The following is a 15,198-nucleotide window of genomic DNA, read 5'->3' as shown; positions in this document are numbered from 1 at the left end:
TTAATTAAAAGCCTGTAGTTAAGGAACAATTTTTATATTCCCTCCATAAAAAAACCGCAAATTGAATTTCAGTTTGCGGTTTTTTTGTTTTGTTTTATTTTTAGTGGAAGAACTTTCCAGCCATGGAGCTTAAATAAATCAGTGTTCCGATTACGCCTAAGGTGAAAACAAACTTGTCTTTGTCAATTTCAGTATTTGCCAAATCATCACGCATAATTACAACTTGTTTCAGCATTTTTTTCAATTGGGTAAAATCAGATGGTTTGCTGATGTAAAGATTAGCTCCGTTTTCAAAAGTGCTGTTTTTATCATTTTCTGAAGACGAAGTAGAATAAATTGCCACCGGCATTTGATCAAATGCTGCATTTGCGCGAATAATTTTTAAAGATTCTAAGCCTGAAAGCAATGGCATATTTAAATCTAAGAACAAAAGATTTGGAATTTCTTTGTCAGGAGAGTTTAAATAATCGACGAGTTGTTTTCCGTTTTCGAAAGTTTTTAAATTGTAATCAAGACCAGATTCTTGAAGCGCTTCGGCAAAAAGCTCGCGATCTTCATTATCATCGTCTGCTAAGAGTATATTAATTTTTTGGGAGTTGAAACTCATTGAAAAAAATAGATTATTAATTGGAACGGGAAACATCTGCAAATGTAAAAATAAACACTTGTTAAATGTTATAAAATTTCCATATTCACTTTATATAATTATAATGTTGCGCTTTTTAATGTCATAAAAGAAATATAAAAATATGCTATTTTTTTAAAATTGCTGTACTTATTGAACTAAATTTACTATACAATCTTAAATAATTATGACACCTCAAAAAAAAAATATAGCTTTTGTAGATAATGATCAAGATGAAACATACATTTTTCAAATTGCTTTAGATGAGTTAGAAATCGATTATAATTTTCATTATTTTAAAGATTCAATTTCATTTATGGATTATCTCAACGATAATTCTCAAGAATTACCAAAACTTATTTTTTTAAATATGCATCTGCCTAATAAAAGCGGGCTTGAATTATTTCAAGAAATCAGAGCAGACCAAAATTTTGATTTTATTAGAACCGTTATTTACTCAAACAGTATGTGTGAGGTAACTATTTCTGCTTTTAAATCATTAGGGACAACCGATTTTATAGTTAGGACTCCTGAATTAGCTGAAATGAAAAATATTTTGAAACGTTTGATTGTTGACATTGAGAGTAATCAGACAGAGGTTTAATCGAGTTCTGTTTCTTGTTTTTTTTATTTTTATTCATTTATTCTCATTCAAAAATTTCTATCTGTATAGTCTTCTTTTTTTATTAAAATAAACTAAAATGGTAATAGCGAAAATTGTTAATATGATAGTAGAACAATTTACTTCTGTTTTTTATTACCTAAGTATTGCTTCTTTAAAACAAAATTAAAATTTCGCTTTTCTATCTTTTCTCCAATTGAATAATCCGAGCATTAGATTGATTACATAAATGGGTTGTGCGATAAAAAGCATTAGCGTTAAGCTAATTAGAAACGCTGTGTTTCTTAATATATCATATTCATCTATAACATTCCATATAATTAATATAGCAATAAAACTTCCCAACATAATAATTGCATGGACAAATAATAAAATTTTGTTCAATCTTCCTTTTAGTCTGTTTACAAGCCAATACCCAAAACCGATTAAAAAGTAAAACAAGGCAAAAAAGGTAGTTAACTGAAAAAAAGCTATGACGTAATAAGTATCTACAAAATTAATGTCTATATTTTCATCTGGTTGATTTCTATAAGGAATTCCGATGAAAAAAATAATGAGGCTTGTAGACCAAAAAGTCAGATATAATTTTTTTAGTAATGAAGTTTTTTGAATAGTACTTATTTCAGACATTTTGAAAAATATTTATTTATGGTAAAAATACTATAAGTTAAATCGGGATTTTAAAAAAAAGCCTTTTGCTAATTTACAAAAGGCTTTTGAGTATTTTTTAATTTTCAACTGCAAATTGGGAATAATATAAGTTTTTATAATATCCTTCTTCTTGATTGATCAGCTGATAATGCGATCCTTGCTCCACAACGTGGCCTTTTTCCATTACAATAATTTTATCTGCATTGATGATGGTTGCAAGTCGGTGTGCGATCACAATTGAAGTTCTTCCTTTGGTAATTGTTTCTGTTGCTCGTTGGATCAAGTCTTCAGAATAAGAATCGATTGAAGAAGTAGCTTCGTCTAAAATCAAGATGCTTGGATTGCTGACAAAAGCCCTCAAGAAAGCGATCAGCTGTCTTTGTCCCGATGAAAGCATTACGCCGCGCTCTTTTACGTTGTAATCATAACCGTTTGGCAGCGTCATAATAAAATCATGGACCCCAATTTTTTTTGCAGCTTTAACGACTTGCTCTCTTGAAATTTCAGGATTTTCAAGCGTAATATTATTGTGGATAGTGTCTGCAAAAAGAAAAACGTCTTGCAAAACCACGGCAATCTGGTTTCTCAAACTGTCTAAGGTAAAATCTTTAATATTAGTTTTATCGATTAAAATTTCGCCTGAATTTATTTCATAAAAGCGGTTCAAAAGGTTGATAATTGTGGATTTTCCAGCACCGGTAGCGCCAACAATGGCAATAGTTTCGCCTTCTTTTACATCTAAATTGATTCCTTTTAAAACTTCTTCTTTATCGGTATAGCTGAAATGAACGTTGTTAAATTCGATGTTTCCGTTGAACATATGCGCGACCTCTTTTCCTTTGTCTTGAATGTGTTCTTTAATGTCTAAAACTTCAAAAACACGGTTGGCAGCGATCATTCCCATTTGCATCTCATTGAATTTATCTGCAATTTGTCGCAATGGATTGTATAGCATGCCGATGAACATGGTGTAAGAAAATAAATCTCCGAAAGAAGTGGAACCGTTTTCTGCGATAATATTCATACCACCATACCAAACGACTAAACCAAGGGAAATCGATGAAATGATATCGGCAATTGGAAAGAAAATCGAGTTGTACCAAACGTTTTTAATCCACGCTTTTTTATGTTTATCGTTAATGACTTTAAATTTTTCATATTCGATATCTTCTCTAGAGAAAAGCTGTACGATTTTCATTCCGGTAACACGTTCTTGGACAAAAGTATTCAGGTTTGAAATTTGGGTGCGGACTTCTTCAAAAGCCACTTTCATCTTTTTCTGGAAAACGCGTGTTGCAATCACCAAAATCGGCATCGCGCACATTACGATCAGCGTCAGTTTCCAATTCATGTAAAACATAAACAGCAACACGACAATCATTTTCAGCAAGTCACTGATGATCATAAAAAGTCCCTGGCTAAAAATTTTTGAGATCGATTCAATATCAAAAACCGAGCGCGTTACTAATTTTCCGACAGGTTCGTTGTCAAAATATTTCATCTTGAAACTCATCAAATGGATAAAAAGCTTGACGCGGATATCACGAATGATATCTTGCCCCAGCCAGTTGGCCAAGTATACAAAATAAAACTGCGAAATAACCTCCATAATTAAAGCTCCGGCCATCAGTAAAATGTAATACAATAATCCAACTGAATCTTGGGGAGTAATGTATTCATCCACCGTTTCCTTTAATAAAAACGGGCGAAGTGCTGCGAAAACGGATAGTGTTATGGCAAAAAAGATCACCCAGTAATACCTGGATTTGTATGGTTTTGTGTATTCCATTATCCTTTTAAAAACACTGACGTTATTGGTTTTTTTGGTCGTATTTTTTGGGCTATTATTCATTTTTTTTGATATAAGGATATTCTACTTTGGTTAAAAAAAGCCCGTGGGCTGGGGCAGAAGCTCCTGCTTGGTTTCGATCTTTATTTTCTATAATGGTTCTTAAATCTTCCAGATTTTTTTTCCCTGAACCGATTTCTGTCAAAGTTCCCACGATGGCACGTACCATGTTTCTTAAAAACCGGTCGGCAGCGATGGTAAAAACAATTCGGTTTCTATCTTGTTTCCAATGGGCTTCAAAAATACTGCAATTAAAAGTCATGACATCGGTATGGACCTTTGAAAAGCATTGGAAATCTTGGTATTCAAAGAGCATTTTGGCTCCTTGATTCATTTTTTCAAGATCTAATTTTTGATGCAAATACCAGCTTTGTTCGTTTTCAAAAGCATCCTTAAAGGTATGGATGTGGTATTCATACGTTCTTTTTTTTGCATCAAAACGAGCGTGGGCTTCGTCGGCAACTTGATGAAGATTAAAAACAACAATGTCTTTTGGTAAATAAGAGTTTAATTTTGAGACTAATGTATTCTTATTGAAATCGGCTTCGGTATCAAAATGGGCAAACATTTGCCTGGCGTGGACGCCACTGTCAGTTCGGCCCGCACCCATAAGTTCGGTTTCATTTCTAAGCAAAACTGAAACCGCCTTGCCCAAGGTTTCTTGGACAGAAGCTGCATTGGGCTGGTACTGCCAGCCGTGGTAATTTTTTCCGTTGTAAGCGAATTCGATGAAATATCTCAAGATTATGCGTAAAGTTTTTGATTAGCAAAGTTACAAAGATTCACAGATAGATATTGCAAAGTTTTCATAAGAGTTTTGAATTTTAAAAGCCAATTTCTTAGTTTTTAAAAAGCAGATTGCTATTTATGACAGAGATTTAATTGGCAACGTTGTATCTTTGCAACTTAGAAACTTCTTTTACAACAATGAAAAAAATCCTTTTGCTTTCAGACACGCACAGCCACCTAGACGCGACTATTTTAAAATATGTTGACCAAGCGGATGAAGTTTGGCATGCTGGAGATATTGGCGATCTGACGGTAACGGATACGCTTAAAAAACACAAACCTTTGAGGGCTGTTTTTGGAAATATAGACAGCAATGAAGCCAGAATGGAATTTCCGTTGCACAACCGTTTTATGTGTGAAGGTGTTGATGTTTGGATTACCCATATTGGCGGTTATCCCGGAAAGTACAATCCGAATATTGTTAAAGACATTGTGGCAGATCCACCTAAGCTGTTTATTACTGGGCATTCCCACATTTTAAAAGTGATGATGGACAAAAAGTATAATTTTTTGCACATGAATCCTGGTGCTTGTGGCATTTCGGGATTTCATCAGGTGCGAACGATGCTTCGATTCGTGATTGATGGTGACAAGATTAAGGATTTGGAGGTAATTGAAATCGGCAAGAAGGCGTAGTTTGTGGAAGTTTATAGACAGGTAATTGGATGGCTCACTAACCCCGATGTGAGTGGAAATCCTTTTATTTTTAAAACCTGAATTTATTTAAGGTTGAAAAAAATAAAAGATTGAAACGTCAGCGGGAATTGCGATGGCTGAAAATGCCTTAAATTTCGTTCAAAACTATTTTGGAACTGGAAGATTGATAGTAATTGATGTACCAGCATTTATTTTTGAGTTGATATTGATTGTTCCTTTTAAGTGTTTTATTCTTGATTTAATTTGGGTAAGACCAAAACCGTCGCTCGAATTTTCTTTTGAGGAATTAAAACCTTTTCCGTCATCTTCGATGGTAATGAGCAATCTGTTTGCGATCTCTTCAAATGTGATGAATGCTTTTGAGGCATTGCTGTGTTTCATGATGTTGTTAAATAATTCTGTAATAATGAAATAGATTCGCATTTCAAATTCTTCAGAGTAACGACGGCCGTCAGCAACGTAACTTGAATATTCAAAGTGCAAGATAGAATTTGAATTTTTTTCGCTTAAATCTAGAACAGCGTGAAAGAGTCCAAACTTAGCCAAAAGTGGAGGTAATAATTCGTGAGAAAGATCTCTCACATTATCGTGTGCTTGCTTTAAGATCTCTCTTGCTTTTTGTATTTCTTCAGATTTTTCTTCAGGATTATTGGCAATATAGGCGGAAAGATGAAGACCTGACGATGATAAAAGCGCGCTGATGCTGTCGTGTAATATGTTGGCAATGTTTTTTCGTTCGATTTCTTGGCCATCCATCGAGGCATTGATAATGTTTTGTTTCACTTGCCTGTCTAAATCTATAAATTTATTTTTTTGTTTAAGACGTAAGTTTTGATAAAAGAAGTAGAAAAGAATGGTACTGAAAGCGAAAAGAGCGATAAAAATCAGTATAATTTTGTGATTGTTTTTTTGCTTTTCTTCAAAAATCTGCTGTTTTTCCCTGTTTTCGTTTTCAATTTTTTCAATGCGGTATTTGGTTTCCACATCGTTGATTGCTTGTTTTAAATTTCCTTGATATATATTTTGGGTTAGTGTGTTGTATCTATTGAAATAATCATGTGCATTTTTGTAATCCCCCAGCATTTCATATCCATAAGAAATGTTGATAAAAACATCGGCCATTTCTGTTGAAATTGTGTCTTGTGGGTTTAAAAGAATGATTTTTTGATATTCATCGACTGCTTTTTCGTAGTCTTTTTCTACTACTAAATAATGGTAGCCAAAGTTGCTTAAAACAGTAGTAATAATTGTTGCGTTGTTACTTTTCTCAGCATAAATGAGCGCCGAGTCTAAATATTTTCGAGCAATACTATATTTTTCTTGTGAAGAATAATAACTGTAATAATTATTGTAATTTACTGCGAATTCAAGATTGTTTCCTTTTTGAAGTGTTCCAATTCTAACTTTCTCAAGATAATAAAAAGCACTATCAGATTCAATCGTAAAATGGAGCGCATACATTCGTTGATAAATGTAGGAATTGGGTGCTAAAAGATTATTTTTTTTGCCAAGATAGAGTGATCTGTGATAGTAAACTTTTGCTTTTTCGTAATCAAAAATCGAAAAATAACGATGTCCAATTTCTTCTAAAGTTTGAATCTTGAGTTTTGTTAGATTATGCTCTTCGGTTAATTTTAAAACTTGAAAAAGGTTCTCAAAAGATTTTTCTTTATCGTTAAGCAAGAAATATATTTTCGACTTTAATAAGGTTATTTCGCAGAAATTTGCATGATTTTTTTTTCTTAAATATTCATTAGATTTTTTGCGAGAGAGATTAAGCGCTTTTAAGTATTCTCTTTTTTTTATATAAATATTTATAGAATCAGTACTCTGCTCAAATGACTGAGAAAAGCACTGAAAATTTATAATTAATACTATAATTATATAGAATACGCGCATCTATTGTTTTAAAGAACTAATAATTATTCTTGGTTTTTTTATAGGAAGATGTGGGTTTTCGTCTGGTATTGCAATAGTAACATCAGGAAGTACAAAAGCAATTGATAATTCGCCGTTTACTTCATAATTAAATGTAGTGTTGACGGATTCAAATATTGTTGAAGGATCTTTTTCATCTGGACCTAATTCTACTATTATAAGGTGGGTCGACTCAGAATCTTGAGATAATGTAAAAGTACAATTGTCAGGAATTAAAAAAGTAACTGTGCAATCAGAGGATTGGCAATTCACTCCATAAGTACTTAAATAAGCTGATGTTGACATAATTTTATTTTTTTGTTATATAATGATATTGTGTTTTAGAGCATACTTCACCAATCCAATCGTTGATTTTACATTTAATTTTTTAATCAGATTTTTTCGGTGTGTTTCAACAGTATTGGTGCTAATGTTCAATTCATCGCCAATTTGAGTGCCGCTATATTCTAAAGTAATTAGCCTAAGTATTTCTAATTCTCTATCGGTAATTGAGGAAAGGGGCATTGCTTCGTTAATGTAGCTCTGCTGCGGAATATTTGAAAAAGATTGAAAAATCCGGTCTCTGATGCATTGCGAAAAAAATTCTTCTCCAGAAGCAACCACATTGATGGCTTCAATAATATTTTCTCCGGCACTTTGTTTGCTTAAGTAACCGCTCGCACCAAGTTTTAATACCTCTTTAATAATCTTTACATCATCATAGCTGGAAAGGATGATAACCTTGCAGCAAAACCCTTTTACTGAAAATTCTCGAAGCACATCGATGCCGTCTTTGATGGGCATGTTGATATCCATGACTAAGATATCAGCCTTGTTGTTTTGTATTTCTTCGTAAAGATTTTCTCCATTTAAAGAAAAACCAACTACTTCAAAACTGGAATTTGTCTTGAGCATTGATAACATTCCGTCTATCAGTACCTTGTGGTCGTCGGCGAGGTGAATTTTAATTTTAGAGTCCATAGGTGGGGGATTGACTAATTCAAATTTAACTTTTTTTTTGAAGTAATCATATTACAAAAAGAAATTAAGATTAAAAGCAATAAAAAACCGATGAACTGCAAAAAAAAGCCCAAACGAGTTGTTCGGGCTTTTAACACTAAATAAACTAAGTTTATAGGTTTATCTCAATCGATCCACAGATTTTACGAGATCTTCATCCTTTTTTATGGCTTTATTTGCAAGCACTAGAAAAACGATAGAAAAAATAGGTAGAAACATCCCAATACCCTTCTCAGAAGGCGCCCCTTCTCCGGATATGCTTAGTGAATGATATACAAATAATCCTAATAAAATTAAATTTAATATGATATTCAATCTGCCAAGAACAAATTGAAACTGTCTGTTTTTAAATAAAAAAATAGTAATTATGGAAAGTAAAGCACTTCCCAGGAACAAAACCAAATCAGCCGTGTGATCGGTAAAAAAAACAGGTTTGCTGCCCGACGTATCCGTTTCCAAAGGAAAAATAAAAGGCAAAACTCCCATGATAGTGAAAGCAATGAGCAGATAGATAGTTTGAATTCTTTGGATCATTATTGATTGTTTTCTTTCTACAAAAATATATTTTCTTTTTTATAAATACTATTGCTTGATAAAAATTTATTCGTAATATTGCATAAGAAATTCGTAAACACTTCATTTGTCGGATTTTCCATATTCAAAAAAATCACACACTACACACTTCACAAAAGTTTCCACAATTTATTCAAATAACATTTATGTTTGATATTGATGTATTAAAAGAAATGAAGCTTTCTGAGCTTCAAGATATTGCGAAAGCAACAAAAAAAATAAAATTTAATGGTGTTAAAAAGGAAGCTCTGATTTATCAAATATTAGATTATCAAGCTGCAAATCCTGAATCAGTTGCGCCTGCAATGCAACAAGAAACGCCAGAGGCACCCGATTCAAAATCAAAAAGAGCTAGGATTGTTCCTGAAAAAAAGCCTAAAATTATAAAGCCCGCAAATAAAAATCCTTTTTCTGAATCTGATGCCAAGGCAAAGGAAGCTCAAGAAAAAGCACCGAGTGAAGATGTGGCTCCTGAAGCTAAAGCTTCTGAAAATACAGAAGAAGAAACTCCAGCTCCAGAACAAAAGGAAAGAAAGCTTATAAAATTCAAGAAAAATATTCTTGATAAACCAGCGGTTGCTCCAAAAGAAAATACTGAGAATGTTGCAGACAAAACTACAGAGCCTGCAATTGCAAAAGACAAAACTACAGCTTCTGAAAAAATAGCTGCAAAACCGCAACATCAAAATCAGAATCCAAACCAAAAACAGAATCCCAACCAGAGAAATCAAAACGGGAACCAAAATAATCCAAACCCAAATCAGAATCAAAACGGAAATGGTCCCAACGGAAATGTAAATCCAAACTTCAAAGGGAATAAAAAGCCAAACTTCAGGGATGCCGATTTTGAATTCGACGGAATTATTGAAAGTGAAGGTGTTCTTGAAATGATGCCTGACGGTTATGGATTTTTAAGATCTTCAGATTATAATTATTTGGCTTCACCCGATGATATTTATCTGTCAACTTCTCAAATCAGGTTATTCGGTTTAAAAACCGGAGATACAGTGAAAGGTGTGGTCCGTCCTCCAAAAGAAGGAGAAAAATATTTCCCTTTGGTGAGAGTTTTGAAAATCAACGGACATGATCCGCAAGTGGTTCGTGATCGTGTTTCTTTCGAACACTTGACGCCACTTTTTCCTGACGAGAAATTCAATTTAGCAGGAAAACAAAGTTCTATTTCTACAAGAATTATCGACTTGTTTTCTCCAATCGGAAAAGGGCAAAGAGGTATGATTGTAGCACAGCCAAAAACTGGTAAAACGGTACTTTTAAAAGATATTGCCAATACAATTGCAGCAAATCATCCTGAAGTTTATTTGATTGTTTTATTGATCGACGAACGTCCTGAAGAGGTGACTGACATGCAAAGAAGCGTTAGGGGAGAAGTAATTGCTTCGACTTTTGACGAACCAGCTGACAGACATGTGAAAGTGGCTAATATCGTTTTGGAAAAAGCAAAAAGATTGGTGGAATGTGGTCACGATGTTGTGATTTTATTAGATTCAATTACGCGTTTGGCAAGAGCTTACAATACGGTTCAGCCGGCTTCTGGTAAAGTATTGAGTGGTGGTGTGGATGCAAATGCATTGCAAAAACCAAAACGTTTCTTTGGAGCGGCAAGAAATATCGAAAACGGAGGTTCTTTGAGTATTATCGCGACAGCATTGACAGAAACTGGTTCTAAAATGGATGAAGTTATCTTCGAAGAATTTAAAGGAACGGGTAATATGGAATTACAATTGGATCGAAAAATTGCTAACAGACGTATTTTTCCTGCGATTGACCTGACTTCTTCAAGCACGCGACGTGACGACTTGCTTTTAGATGAAGCGACTATTCAGAGAATGTGGATTATGCGCAAGTATTTGGCAGACATGAATCCGGTGGAAGCGATGGATTTTATCAACGACCGTTTCAAGAAAACTAGAAATAACGAAGAGTTTTTGATTTCTATGAACGATTAGGCAATAGCAATATCAAATTCAAATACAATAAAAAAACTCCAATCAGAAAATTTTTGATTGGAGTTTTTTGCTTTAATGAGGTTTATTTTTTCGTTGCCAAAATCGAATAAACCATTGGGATTTTGTTTTCAAGATGTTTAATCCTGAATTTTTTTGGTTCAAATTCTTCTGTTGCATTGAAACAATTATAAGGCGAATAATCATATTCGTTGAAAGCATGCAACTCAAGATTATTTTTTAGAAGACTGTTTAAAAGTTCGCTTGTGCTGTGATTCCATGTAATTGTTTTTGAATTTATTGGAGCATTTTTAGAAGCGTAAGTTCCTTCAACGGTTTCAATAATTGGCTCTGATTTGAAATAATTATAGCCAATTTTTTCAAAATTATCGTCAAACATCCAAACTACCGGATGAAAATCGGCCATTATAAATTTGCCTCCAGGTTTCAAAAATTGTGAAATTATTTTTGCCCATTTGTCTAAATCAGGAAGCCATCCAATGGTTCCATAACTGGTAAATACAATATCAAATTGTTCCTTAAGATGATTTGGAAGATCATAAATATCGCAACAAATAAATCGCGTTTCAGTATTTAATTGTTGGGCAATTTCTCTGGCTTTTTCAATCGCATTATCCGACAAATCAACACCAACAGCTTTTGCGCCCATTCTTGAAAAAGAAATCGTGTCTTGCCCAAAATGGCATTGCAAGTGCAAAACGCTTTTGCCTGTGATATCTCCTAATAATTCTAATTCGATTGGCATTAAAGAATTTTCTCCTTTTAAAAATTCTTCTTGGTTGTAAAAATCAGATTGGATATGAAATTCGGTTTTTTCATTCCAAGTCTTTCGATTTATATCTATGTAATTTTCTTCCATGATTATTTTTTGGGACTAAATATATGAAAAAAAGGCTTTCTGAATTCAGAAAGCCTTTGGGTAATTGTATGATTTAAAGAAAATTAGTTCACGATAACTTTCTTAGTAGTCGAATGGTTTTCAGAAGTCAATTTCAAGAAATAAAATCCAGAAGGAAGATTCTCTAAAGTGTAAGTATTGTTCTGAGCATTTGGATTTTTAATTTGTTGCATCAATTGGCCATTGATGTTGATCAATTGAATTTGGTCTAAAACTTGTTCTGTTTCGATATTGATTTTATGATTATTTGATGGATTTGGATACACAGAAACAGTCGCAAAATCGAAATCTGGAGTTGACAAGAATACATTTGGCCAACGGTTTTCTGCAGCAGGTCCGCCCCAAATTACAGTTGCCAAATAAGGATTGTCGATAAAAGGATTTCTATTTCCTTGCGCATAACTGTTTGAAGTGTTTCCATGGTAAGTATTTCTTTTGTCTTCATAAGCTGAAACAGGATCTTCTGCATTCCATTGCAAAAATAAATTAATCATGTTTGTGTCTGTTGAAACGGTTGTTCCTGTACCTACATTTTTTGGAAGACACTGCGTTGGATAACGTAAATACATGTACATCATCATTCTGGCGACATCACCTTTCCACTCATCTCCGGGATACCAACCTCCAGCTACATTGCCAGAGTTGCCTGAACCTGGCGCAAATTTTTTGCTTCCTCTATTTCCATTTCTGTCAACATCTGAAGGGCGAATGTGATGTGCGTCTTCTCCAGCGTCACTGCTAGATCCCGAACCTCCATCTACTAAAGCCGGCGTTCCTAGTGATTTCGCATAAGTGTGTTCTCTGTTCCATATACAAGAATTGCCTCCTCCTGTAGAATTTTTGTTCCTTCTTCTGTGGTCATCACCGTCTGAACTAGAAGCTGGGCAAATATTATTGCTAAATCCGTATAGCAATAATACATTTGTATTTGTTACGTCTGCTGGATCTAAGTCTGTCACTTGGCTTGCATCCCAAATATTATCATACGATATTTTTCGGGTGTGTGTTGAAGTTATTTTTGTTGCAAGCGCAGTTTTTAATGAAGTTCCGGTAAGATTCCAGTTGGAGCCATTATAATAAGCCGCAGGAGCTCCAGCTTGAGGAAAAGCCATTACTGCAACAAATAGTAATACAATTGTATAAATTTTTTTCATTGAATAAATTTTGGACGGCAAATGTAATTTGTTTCTTGTGACTTTTTTCGAATTGTGTGTTAAAACTTTAGGTAAAAAAAATGCCTAACATAATTATTAGGCATTTTTCAAAAATTTAAATAAGAAGGTTAGTTGATGATAACTTTCTTCACACTAGATTGATTTTCAGAGGTCAATTTCAAGAAATAAAATCCTGAAGGAAGATTCTCTAAAGTGTAAGTATTGTTCTGAGCGTTTGGATTTTTAATTTGTTGCATCAATTGTCCATTTACGCTGATTAATTGAATTTCGTCTAAAATTTGTTCGGTTTCAATGTTGATTCTGTGATTGTTCGATGGATTTGGATATACAGAAACTGTAGCTAAAGTATCAAATGTTTCGGTTCCAAGAGGCAATCCCCAAATTGAAGTCACATAAGAATTATTGTCAATAAAAGGATTTCTGTTTCCTTGGCGAGCGTATATTGCGTTGTTTCTTGTGATTTCTTTCGCACTCACTGGATCTTGAAGATTCCATGTTAATAAGATATTTAAAAACGTATTTGAAAATGCTTTCCCTGAAGATCCGTCGAACATTGCTTTTGAGGTTGAAGAAGAACTTGTGTAAAATCCTGCTAATTGTGTCTCATATCTGGTTGCAAAATAAAATAATAATCTAGCAAAATCACCTTTGTATTCATCAATTGGTTCAAAGACTGTGCTTGAATATCCAGCTGAATATCCTGAATTTAAGTTGTTTCCTAATTTCGAACCATTAGCAGAAGTGTAAGAAGCGCTTCCTACTTTTCCAAAAGGATAATCATCTCTTCTTGCATTTACAATTTTATCAGTCGGAAGTACGAAATGTGCATCTGCATACATTGGTAATGCATTGTTCCCAAAATAACTTTGAGGAACTGTATGCTCGCGATTGAAGAATACGCATTCACCGCTTGGATTTGTTCCGTTGTCTTGATTACCACCATTTGCAACTGTTCCAAAAGTAAAATCACAATTTGAGTACATATCCCAAACTTTGCCATTTGTTTTCACATCTGATGTTTGGTAAGTCGTATACAAGCCCGCATAACCTCGGTCGTTATGGTCTTTAATAATATTGTACAATGCTGTTTTTAATTGATATCCTGTAAGGTTGTTCGTCGAATTATAATAGTTTGCGGGAGCTTGTGCGAAAGTTAATGCAATCGAAAAGAGCGCAATTAACGAGTAAAGTTTTTTCATAATCTTAATTTTCTTTTCTTTCTAACAAAGCCATGTAAAAACCGTCGAATCCTGACTCTGAAGCCAAGATTTTTGTGTCTTTTACAAAGGTAAAACTTTTTCCTATGTCTGTGGTTAAGAATTTTTTTACTTGTTCTTGATTTTCAGATGGTAAGATAGAACAAGTGGCATAAACCAATTTTCCGCCTGGTTTTACAATTTTAGAATAATTTTCTAAAACTTCGGCTTGTACTTTTCTAATATTATCTATAAATTCAGGCTGTAATTTCCATTTGGCATCTGGGTTTCTTTTTAAAACGCCCAAACCACTACAAGGTGCGTCAATCAAGACTCTATCTGCTTTTTCATGCAGTTTCTTGATTACTTTTGTAGTGTCAATTATTCTGTATTCTATATTGAAAGCACCGTTTCTTTTGGCTCTTAATTTCAATTGTTTCAGCTTACTTTCGTATAAGTCCATTGCAATCAATTGCCCTTTATTTTCCATTAAAGAAGCCATGTGCAATGTTTTTCCGCCTGCGCCAGCACAAGTATCAACGACTCTCATTCCTGGTTTTACGTCTAAGAAAGCGGCAACTAACTGCGAACTCGCATCTTGAACTTCAAAAAATCCTTCTTTGAAAGCATCTGTCAAGAAAACATTGGCTCTTTCTTTTAAAACCAAAGCGTTTGGCTGGTCTTTCAAGAATTCAGTTTCAATGTTCAAATCCATTAAAATGGCGCGAAGTTTTTCTTTCGTAGTTTTTAAAGTATTGACTCTCAAAATTACTTTTGCAGGCTGGTTCTGCGCCGCAATTTCTTTTGACCAAAGTTCTTCTCCAAGCTCTTGGATTCCCACTTCGTCCATCCAATCTGGAATCGATTCTCTGTATTTTCTGATTTTTGAAAGCTCATCAAAACGGCCTTTAATTTTGCGTTCTGGAGTTCCTTCTAACTGTCTCCAATCCGGAATTGGGTAACCTCTCAAAACCGCCCAAACTGCAAAAACTCTCCAAATATTATCTCTGGTTAACGGTTCTTTCACTTCGGCGATTTCCATATATAATCGTTTCCAACGAACGATATCATAGATTGTTTCGGCTACAAATTTTCTATCTGCGCTTCCCCAACGTTTGTCTTTTTTCAAAGCTCTTGCCACAACCTTATCTGCATATTCTTTATCATTGAAAATTGCATTCAATGAATCAATGGTTGTGTAAACTAAATTTCTGTGTAATCTCATTTTCTGTAATTGAGGT

15 protein-coding genes are annotated in these 15,198 nt (G+C 34.0%); 3 read left to right on the top strand and 12 right to left on the bottom strand.

Annotated elements, in window-relative coordinates; translation table 11 throughout:
• Nucleotides 1-100 precede the first annotated feature (100 nt).
• Nucleotides 101-607: a response regulator gene (locus tag EG849_RS04955; RefSeq protein ID WP_125011982.1), complete on the bottom strand. Its 507-nt coding sequence runs from the start codon at nt 605-607 to the stop codon at nt 101-103.
• A 205-nt stretch (nt 608-812) separates the two neighbouring features.
• Between EG849_RS04955 and EG849_RS04950 the strand changes: the two genes are divergently transcribed.
• A complete protein-coding gene (locus tag EG849_RS04950; RefSeq protein ID WP_125011981.1) occupies nt 813-1,229 on the top strand; it encodes a response regulator in 417 nt (138 codons plus the stop codon).
• Between the two features lie 183 nt (nt 1,230-1,412).
• On the opposite strand, the gene EG849_RS04945 is transcribed toward EG849_RS04950, so the two are convergent.
• The 3 genes from EG849_RS04945 to truA all read right to left on the bottom strand — a co-directional run bounded on the left by EG849_RS04945 (nt 1,413) and on the right by truA (nt 4,489).
• A complete protein-coding gene (locus tag EG849_RS04945) occupies nt 1,413-1,877 on the bottom strand; it encodes a hypothetical protein (RefSeq protein ID WP_125011980.1) in 465 nt (154 codons plus the stop codon).
• Nucleotides 1,878-1,974: 97 nt separating this feature from the next.
• Nucleotides 1,975-3,687 (bottom strand): ABC transporter ATP-binding protein, encoded by a 1,713-nt coding sequence (locus EG849_RS04940; RefSeq protein ID WP_233581749.1) that lies wholly within the window; start codon nt 3,685-3,687, stop codon nt 1,975-1,977.
• Between the two features lie 55 nt (nt 3,688-3,742).
• A complete protein-coding gene (gene truA / locus EG849_RS04935) occupies nt 3,743-4,489 on the bottom strand; it encodes a tRNA pseudouridine(38-40) synthase TruA (protein ID WP_125011978.1) in 747 nt (248 codons plus the stop codon).
• A 185-nt stretch (nt 4,490-4,674) separates the two neighbouring features.
• On the opposite strand from truA, the gene EG849_RS04930 reads away from it, so the two are divergent.
• Nucleotides 4,675-5,172 carry a metallophosphoesterase family protein gene (locus EG849_RS04930; protein ID WP_125011977.1) on the top strand — a complete coding sequence of 166 codons (498 nt, stop codon included), beginning with the start codon at nt 4,675-4,677 and terminating at the stop codon, nt 5,170-5,172.
• A 165-nt stretch (nt 5,173-5,337) separates the two neighbouring features.
• On the opposite strand, the gene EG849_RS04925 is transcribed toward EG849_RS04930, so the two are convergent.
• The 4 genes from EG849_RS04925 to EG849_RS04910 all read right to left on the bottom strand — a co-directional run bounded on the left by EG849_RS04925 (nt 5,338) and on the right by EG849_RS04910 (nt 8,664).
• Complete coding sequence (locus tag EG849_RS04925) at nt 5,338-6,876, bottom strand: tetratricopeptide repeat-containing sensor histidine kinase (RefSeq protein ID WP_158611918.1); 1,539 nt, start codon at nt 6,874-6,876, stop codon at nt 5,338-5,340.
• Nucleotides 6,877-7,092: 216 nt separating this feature from the next.
• Entirely contained in the window at nt 7,093-7,416 is a 324-nt protein-coding gene (locus tag EG849_RS04920; protein ID WP_125011975.1) for a hypothetical protein, read from the bottom strand.
• Between the two features lie 15 nt (nt 7,417-7,431).
• A complete protein-coding gene (locus EG849_RS04915) occupies nt 7,432-8,091 on the bottom strand; it encodes a response regulator (protein WP_125011974.1) in 660 nt (219 codons plus the stop codon).
• A 159-nt stretch (nt 8,092-8,250) separates the two neighbouring features.
• Nucleotides 8,251-8,664 carry a DUF4293 domain-containing protein gene (locus EG849_RS04910; protein ID WP_125011973.1) on the bottom strand — a complete coding sequence of 138 codons (414 nt, stop codon included), beginning with the start codon at nt 8,662-8,664 and terminating at the stop codon, nt 8,251-8,253.
• 185 nt (nt 8,665-8,849) lie between these two features.
• Here EG849_RS04910 and rho point away from each other — a divergent pair, with 185 nt between their 5' ends.
• A complete protein-coding gene (gene rho / locus EG849_RS04905) occupies nt 8,850-10,670 on the top strand; it encodes a transcription termination factor Rho (RefSeq protein ID WP_125011972.1) in 1,821 nt (606 codons plus the stop codon).
• 82 nt (nt 10,671-10,752) lie between these two features.
• Here the strand turns inward: rho and EG849_RS04900 are convergent, their stop codons facing one another.
• From EG849_RS04900 to EG849_RS04885, 4 genes are all read right to left on the bottom strand, one after another.
• Entirely contained in the window at nt 10,753-11,547 is a 795-nt protein-coding gene (locus EG849_RS04900) for a class I SAM-dependent methyltransferase (protein ID WP_199732255.1), read from the bottom strand.
• Between the two features lie 83 nt (nt 11,548-11,630).
• Nucleotides 11,631-12,740, bottom strand: coding sequence for an endonuclease (locus EG849_RS04895; protein ID WP_158611917.1), 1,110 nt, complete (start codon nt 12,738-12,740; stop codon nt 11,631-11,633).
• A gap of 128 nt (nt 12,741-12,868) precedes the next feature.
• Nucleotides 12,869-13,960: an endonuclease gene (locus EG849_RS04890; RefSeq protein ID WP_125011970.1), complete on the bottom strand. Its 1,092-nt coding sequence runs from the start codon at nt 13,958-13,960 to the stop codon at nt 12,869-12,871.
• A gap of 4 nt (nt 13,961-13,964) precedes the next feature.
• Complete coding sequence (locus tag EG849_RS04885) at nt 13,965-15,182, bottom strand: RsmB/NOP family class I SAM-dependent RNA methyltransferase (protein WP_125011969.1); 1,218 nt, start codon at nt 15,180-15,182, stop codon at nt 13,965-13,967.
• Nucleotides 15,183-15,198 lie beyond the last annotated feature (16 nt).

Source organism: Flavobacterium macacae (assembly GCF_003865365.1).
GTDB classification, from domain to species: Bacteria; Bacteroidota; Bacteroidia; order Flavobacteriales; family Flavobacteriaceae; genus Flavobacterium; species Flavobacterium macacae.
Note: the sequence above shows the minus strand (reverse complement) of the source record. Positions and strands in the feature narration are given on the sequence as shown.

What these genes read in the sequence shown, in the direction of transcription:
- EG849_RS04955 (WP_125011982.1), bottom strand. Translation starts at nt 607, where the DNA reads ATGAGTTTCAACTCCCAAAAAATTAATATACTCTTAGCAGACGATGAT.
- EG849_RS04950 (WP_125011981.1), top strand. Translation starts at nt 813, where the DNA reads ATGACACCTCAAAAAAAAAATATAGCTTTTGTAGATAATGATCAAGAT.
- EG849_RS04945 (WP_125011980.1), bottom strand. Translation starts at nt 1,877, where the DNA reads ATGTCTGAAATAAGTACTATTCAAAAAACTTCATTACTAAAAAAATTA.
- EG849_RS04940 (WP_233581749.1), bottom strand. Translation starts at nt 3,687, where the DNA reads ATGGAATACACAAAACCATACAAATCCAGGTATTACTGGGTGATCTTT.
- EG849_RS04930 (WP_125011977.1), top strand. Translation starts at nt 4,675, where the DNA reads ATGAAAAAAATCCTTTTGCTTTCAGACACGCACAGCCACCTAGACGCG.
- EG849_RS04920 (WP_125011975.1), bottom strand. Translation starts at nt 7,416, where the DNA reads ATGTCAACATCAGCTTATTTAAGTACTTATGGAGTGAATTGCCAATCC.
- EG849_RS04915 (WP_125011974.1), bottom strand. Translation starts at nt 8,091, where the DNA reads ATGGACTCTAAAATTAAAATTCACCTCGCCGACGACCACAAGGTACTG.
- EG849_RS04910 (WP_125011973.1), bottom strand. Translation starts at nt 8,664, where the DNA reads ATGATCCAAAGAATTCAAACTATCTATCTGCTCATTGCTTTCACTATC.
- rho (WP_125011972.1), top strand. Translation starts at nt 8,850, where the DNA reads ATGTTTGATATTGATGTATTAAAAGAAATGAAGCTTTCTGAGCTTCAA.
- EG849_RS04900 (WP_199732255.1), bottom strand. Translation starts at nt 11,547, where the DNA reads ATGGAAGAAAATTACATAGATATAAATCGAAAGACTTGGAATGAAAAA.
- EG849_RS04895 (WP_158611917.1), bottom strand. Translation starts at nt 12,740, where the DNA reads ATGAAAAAAATTTATACAATTGTATTACTATTTGTTGCAGTAATGGCT.
- EG849_RS04890 (WP_125011970.1), bottom strand. Translation starts at nt 13,960, where the DNA reads ATGAAAAAACTTTACTCGTTAATTGCGCTCTTTTCGATTGCATTAACT.
- EG849_RS04885 (WP_125011969.1), bottom strand. Translation starts at nt 15,182, where the DNA reads ATGAGATTACACAGAAATTTAGTTTACACAACCATTGATTCATTGAAT.